Here is a 5,839-nt window from a genome sequence, read left to right on the forward strand (position 1 = left end):
CGATGAGGCGTTTGTGGCCTACGCGGTCCATAAGGGCTGGCGCGATCTGCTGGGTTTCCTGGCGGTGCACGACAACCACCCGCCGCTCTACTATGCGCTGATCAAGGCGTGGGCCGGTATCGCGGGGACGGGCGAGGTCGCGCTGCGAGCGCCATCGGCTGTGTTCGGCGTTCTCTGCGTCCCACTGACCTACGCGATCATGCGGCGGCTGTCGGGAACCGTCCCGGCCCTCGCGGCCGCGCTGCTCGTTGCGGTCTCGCCGTTTGAGGTGATGGCCGGTCAGGATGCTCGCATGTACACGCTGCTGCAAATGCTCACCTTGACGGCCACGCTCCTCTTGATCCTTCCCGACCGACCGTGGTGGTGGCGCCCGCTGTACATCGGCACCATGGCGGCGATGGTCTACACGCATTATCTCGGGTTTCTCGTGATCGGCGCGCACGGCGTCTGGACCGCGTGGCGTGACCGGCGGCGGCTGGGGGAGTGGATGACCGACGTAGGGGTCGCGGGCATCCTGTTCATCCCGTCGATGTCGTTCTTCTTCGAGCAGATCGCCCGGCATCACGGGTGGGGGTGGGCACCACACCCGCTTTTGGACGTCGGCGGGCTGTTCGCCTTCGGTGGTTCCCTGTTCGGCCTGGGAAGTTTTTTGTTCCCCGGCTCGCCGCTGAGCGTCGCGCAGGTTGCCGCGGTCCTGCCGTTTGTCGTGGTGGCCCTCCTGGGGGCGCGCGGCATGTTACTCCCTGCGCTGGTCCTCGTTGTACCGATCGGGACGATGGCGCTGTTGCCGCTGGTGGTGCCGGCCTCCATCTACCCCCGCTGGTACTCCTTCGTGTTCCCGTTCTATGCGATGCTGCTCATCAATGGGATTCTACGAATCGCCCCACGTCGAGCGGTGGCGGCGGCGCTCGTGGCTGTGGTCATTGCGTGCGGCCTGCCCGTGATGGGACGGTATTACCTTGACCCCTCGTACCGGCTGTGGAACTATCGCGGCGCGGCAGCCTACGTGCGGGCGGAGTCTCATCCAGGCGATTTGATCATCTTTATCGGCGATGAGTACGCCCCCATCCCATTCGACTACTACTACGGGTCGACCGACGACGCGCTGACGTTGATGCCGACGGAGAGCACGCACGGGCGCGCGAATTTCTTTGCCTACCGCGTCGCTGCGATGGCCAAGGAGCACCCGCGCCTGTGGGTCATCTCGCTGGTTGTCTGGCGGAAACCGACGACGCAACGGCTCTTCCCGTTGCTGATGTCGTCGTACCGCGAAACCACCGCCCGGACGTTCTCGGGCGTGGACGTGTACGGGTTTGAAGTTGCGGGCGGGGTTCGAGGCCAACGAGAGGGAGAGCGCGCGCGATAACGCCGGGCGCCGGGTCAGGCAGATAGCACGCGAAAATCCTTCGGCGCGTGCGTGAGGATCCGGCACCCGTCCTGCGTGACCACCACGAGATCCTCGATTCGGACGCCTCCCCACCCGGGAAGGTAGATCCCCGGTTCCACCGTCAGGATCATCCCGGGCTCCAACGCGGCGTCTTCTGTTGGAGAGAGACGAGGCCCTTCGTGCACCTCGAGCCCGACGCCGTGCCCCAGCGAGTGGCCGAACGCTTCGCCGAACCCGGCGGCGGCGATCACGGCGCGCGCGCGGGCGTCCACATCCCGGCACAGCACCCCGGCCCGCATCATCGCCAGCGCCTGCAGCTGGGCATCCAAGACGACATCGTAGATGTGACGCTGCCGGGGATCGGCGGTCCCGAGAGCGACGGTCCGGGTGATGTCGGAGCAGTAGCCCTGCGAGATGGCGCCGAAGTCGAGGGTGACCAACTCGCCCGCGCCCATGATCCTCTCGCTCGCCCGTCCGTGCGGGAGCGCCGATCGTGGGCCGCTGGCGAGCACCGTCTCGAACGCCAGCCGGTCGGCCCCTGCGCGCCGCATGAAGATCTCCAGTTCCAGCGCGGCGTTGCCCTCTGAGAGGCCGGGGCGGAGCACATCCAGCATGTGGACGTACGCCGCGTCCGCGATGTCGACGGCTCGGGCGATCGCGGCGACCTCCGCCGCGTCCTTGACCCAGCGCATCCGGTCGACCGTGCCGAGGGGTACCAGCTCCGCGGGGGCGAATTTCTCCCGGAGCCTCTCTACCTGGGCGTACGGCACGAACTCGGACTCGAAACCGATGGACCTCGACGTCCGGCCCCTCACCGCGGCGGCGAGCGCTCCCAGCGGATCGCGGCCGCCCCGCACGACGGTGCATTCCGGCGCTTCATCGGCAGCCTGTTCTTCGTAGCGAAAGTCCACTCCGAGGAAGATCTCGTCCGGCGTGATGAGCGCGAGGCCGGCCGACCCGGTGAATCCCGTCACGTACCGGCGGTTTTCGTTTTTCAAAATGAGCAGCGCCCCAACGTCGGAGGACGCCAGCAGCTCTCGGGCCCGGGCCGTGTGCCCCCGGGCCGCGGTCCGGGTCTCGGCCTTCATCGATCCCCCGAGCCCCCACGCAGCAGGAACCGCTCCAGCAGCCGGACCAGGCGGGTCAGCATGAACTCTCTCTGGCCCTGCGGCCGCACCAGGATCGTATGCAATCCGAGCCTATTCCCTCCAAGGATATCGGTCAACAACTGGTCGCCGACCAGCGCGGTCGCCTCCGGCGTCGTTCCCATCACGGTCAGCGCCCGCCGCAGCGCTCCGCGGCGCGGCTTGAGGGCCCCCACGACGATCGGGAGGCCCAGTCGGTCGGCGATCGACATCACGCGGCTGCCCATGTTGTTGCTCACAATGCACAATCGGAGGTCCGCATCCTGCGCCGCCGCGATCCACACCGACAGCCGCGGACTGACTTCGTGGACGCCCCACGGAACAATGGTGTTGTCGAGATCCAGAATGACCCCGCGGATGCCCCGGGCCCGGAGCGCGATCAGGTCAATATCGTAGACCGTCGAGACCTGCGAGGATGGCCGGAGCCACCGCAGCACGCGTCCCCAGCGGTCTCGAGGCTCAGTGCGACGGTTCGCCTTGGCCCTCTGCCGGTCCGTCGGACACGCTCGGCACTTGGTCCTCCGTGTCTTCCTCCTCGGCGGCCTCGAAGGCCTGGCGAACTCGCTCAAACTCGGCGTCGTCCTCGATCGTGATGAGCGTGTCGTCCTCCATGCGGAAGATCACCGCCGTGTCCGAGTCTTCACCGCTCACCACCGGCTGCAGCACGGCATATCGCCGCTGGTCCACCTCGAGGACCTGCACCAGGCTGAATTCGTGCTCGACCCCGTCTTCATCGAGCAACGTAATGAGGTCCTCATCGCCGCCCAACGCGGGATACCCCCTTGCGCAACCGTCCGCCAGGCGCCCACACGCGGGCGTCAAACGCAAGAAAAGTCTAACATCGGCTCGGGTGCGTAGTCAACGCGATCATCCATGGAAGTTTCACTCCACGCACGCTGATCCTCTCGGATTCTTGCATTGACACCGAACCGGCTCACCCGTATCATCATGACGAAGGTGCCATGTACGACGGGCGGGCGTCGATGCGCCGTGGTCCTGCAACCCGCCCCAATAGCGACGAGGCCGGATCCTCCTCCCGGCCTCGTCGCGCTTTCCACCGTCCCAGCTACGATCGCAGCCCGTCGAATACCCAGAGCACAGCCCACACATACCACTGCGTCTCGGCGTACGGCGGAATCCCGTTCCACCGCCGCACCGCACCGCTCCCCGCATTGTAGGCGGCCAGCGCCAACGGGAGGTTGCGGAACTCGTCCAGGTTCAACCGCAAGAGCCCGGCGGCGCCGTACAGGTTCTGCAGGGGATCGCGACGATCGACCCCGAGCCCCTCCGCGGTGCCCGGCATGAGCTGCCCCAACCCTGCGGCGCCTGCCGACGAGATCGATTGGTGGTTGAACCGGCTCTCCACGTAGATCACCGAGGCCAGCAACCGCGGATCGAGGCGATATCGAGTGGCGGCTTGGAGCACGGCGGCGCCCAACCACCGCGCCTGTCCCGCGGAGAGCCGAGGGTTGGTGGCCCCGACAAACGCGGCGTACTCATCGATCGTGCGCACCCTCCAGCGGGGACGGTCGGCTTCGAGTCCAAGCAGGTTCAACCATATGGCGGCGCATCCTTGCTCCGCGGCGGTGGGGTGCCGGCGGAGGGCTTCCGCGAACCACGCCGCCGCGGTCTTCCGATCTGCGCGCGCGACCGCAACGGCACCCATCCAGAGCGCGGGGCGGGCAGATGCGGGAGCGGCGAGCGCGGCTTGGCTGAACGCCCACGCGGCCGACGCCAGCGCGCCGGAGCGGTAATACGCCGCTCCCCGCGCCATCCACGACTCCACCGTCACGGCGTGGGCCGGGCTCGCCGGAAGCAGCGCGGCAGCCAACCCCAGGATGGCCGCCGCAGCCCAAAGCGTCCTGCTCACGGCACCTGCGCTTCCGAGCGGGCCACGACCTGATTCTTGCCGAGGCGCTTCGCATGCTGACACGCCTCGCGGGCGCGGGTCACCAGCTGTTCCGCGGTCGTGGCATCGTCGGGGTAACCGGCCACCCCCGCCGTGATACGGATCGCCCCTGAGACCCGCACGCCGGCCGCAAAGTCACTGTGTCCTTCTGCGGCGGCGCGGATCCGCTCCGCCACCGACACTGCGTGGGGCGCCGGGGTCTCCGGCAGGATCACGGCAAACTCATCCACGTCGAGGCGGCACATGATGTCCACCTCCCGCACCTGCCCGGGAATCAGCTGCGCGAGCTCCTTGAGCGCCCGGTCGCCTTCCACCGACCCGCAGAGGTCCACGATGCGGGAAAAATCATCGACGTCGAAGACGACCAACGACAAGGGCCGCTGGTACCGCCCGGCCCGATGGATCTCGCGGGGGAGGTACTCGTGGAAGACTCGAGCGGAGGGGAGCCCGGTCAGCTCATCGATGCTCCCCGACTGCTGGAGCTGCCGGGTGAGTTCCTCGACCGCGCCCTGATGCGCCGCCACCTGGCGCGCCAGCAGCCCATGGTAGGCCTTGACCGTCTCTTCGGTGCAGAACGCGATCGCGCCGCTCAGGTCCCACAGCCCCGCCTCAACGCCTTCCTCGGCTCCTCTTTCGTGTCCGGCCCGCTCCCAGAGCAGATCCTGCAGCCACCGATACGCCGCCACCAGGTCGTCGAGCGGGAAGCCCATCTGAAACCGCCGAACGGCCTCGGCGATGGCGACTTCGCGCAGCCTCCGATCGTCGCCGCTGACCAGGAACCGTCCGAGTTCGTTGATGTAGGCCCGGCAGATAGGGAATCGCTCGTCCACGGTGCGGTGGCTCAAGCCGGACCCTCCCGTCGCCTGCACCCGCTCGATCCACGCCGAGGCCACCGGGCTGGCATCGGCCACGAGCCGCTGTCCGTACGGCCGGCCGGCCACGTTCAACCCACCACCCTGCTCAAGTACCAGTGCAAGAGGGCCGGCCCCCACCACATCGCACCGATCGCGCCTGCCGCGAGGGCCGGGCCGAACGGGATCTGTTCCCGACGGCCCCGGAGGCGCAGGGCGAGCAGGCCGATGCCGATCGCCCCTCCCACGAACACGCCCAGGAGAATCGCGACCGCGCCGATCGGCCATCCCAGGAACGCGCCGATCATCGCCGCGAGCTTCGCATCCCCCATGCCCATCCCTTCCTCCCCGAGCAGACGGGCACTGACGATGTTGATGAGGATGAACACGCCGCAGAGCGCCACGGCGGTCAGCGCGGCGATCGCGGCGGCCCGCCACCCCCCCAACGCGGCCGTGAAGGCGAGGCCCACGACGGTGCCCGGGTAGGTGATCCGGTTCGGGATGATGTAGTGATCGAGATCGATGAAGAACACGATGAGCAGGAGCG

General features: G+C 67.9%; 7 protein-coding genes. 1 reads left to right on the plus strand and 6 read right to left on the minus strand.

Annotated features, from left to right (window positions below; translation table 11 throughout):
* The coding region (locus VFP86_21745) for a glycosyltransferase family 39 protein (GenBank protein HET9002273.1) at window positions 1-1,366 on the plus strand (1,366 nt) is incomplete at its 5' end.
* 14 nt (window positions 1,367-1,380) lie between these two features.
* Here VFP86_21745 and VFP86_21750 read toward each other — a convergent pair.
* From VFP86_21750 to VFP86_21775, 6 genes are all read right to left on the minus strand, one after another.
* Window positions 1,381-2,475 carry an aminopeptidase P family protein gene (locus tag VFP86_21750; protein ID HET9002274.1) on the minus strand — a complete coding sequence of 365 codons (1,095 nt, stop codon included), beginning with the start codon at window positions 2,473-2,475 and terminating at the stop codon, window positions 1,381-1,383.
* Complete coding sequence (locus tag VFP86_21755) at window positions 2,472-2,969, minus strand: YqeG family HAD IIIA-type phosphatase (GenBank protein HET9002275.1); 498 nt, start codon at window positions 2,967-2,969, stop codon at window positions 2,472-2,474. The genes VFP86_21750 and VFP86_21755 overlap by 4 nt, the downstream gene beginning before the upstream one ends.
* Before the next feature lie 22 nt (window positions 2,970-2,991).
* Window positions 2,992-3,300: a DUF1292 domain-containing protein gene (locus VFP86_21760; GenBank protein ID HET9002276.1), complete on the minus strand. Its 309-nt coding sequence runs from the start codon at window positions 3,298-3,300 to the stop codon at window positions 2,992-2,994.
* Between the two features lie 298 nt (window positions 3,301-3,598).
* Window positions 3,599-4,402, minus strand: coding sequence for a lytic transglycosylase domain-containing protein (locus VFP86_21765; protein HET9002277.1), 804 nt, complete (start codon window positions 4,400-4,402; stop codon window positions 3,599-3,601).
* Entirely contained in the window at window positions 4,399-5,382 is a 984-nt protein-coding gene (locus VFP86_21770) for a GGDEF domain-containing protein (GenBank protein HET9002278.1), read from the minus strand. Before VFP86_21770 ends, VFP86_21765 begins: the two co-directional genes overlap by 4 nt.
* A gap of 2 nt (window positions 5,383-5,384) precedes the next feature.
* Window positions 5,385-5,839, minus strand: a 455-nt coding sequence (locus tag VFP86_21775; protein HET9002279.1) for an A24 family peptidase, incomplete at its 5' end; no start/stop codon positions are given.

Source organism: bacterium, assembly GCA_035703895.1.
GTDB lineage: Bacteria > Sysuimicrobiota > Sysuimicrobiia > Sysuimicrobiales > Segetimicrobiaceae > Segetimicrobium.

Coding starts and splice junctions, on each gene's coding strand:
- VFP86_21750 (HET9002274.1), bottom strand. CDS start 2,475: ATGAAGGCCGAGACCCGGACCGCGGCCCGGGGGCACACGGCCCGGGCC.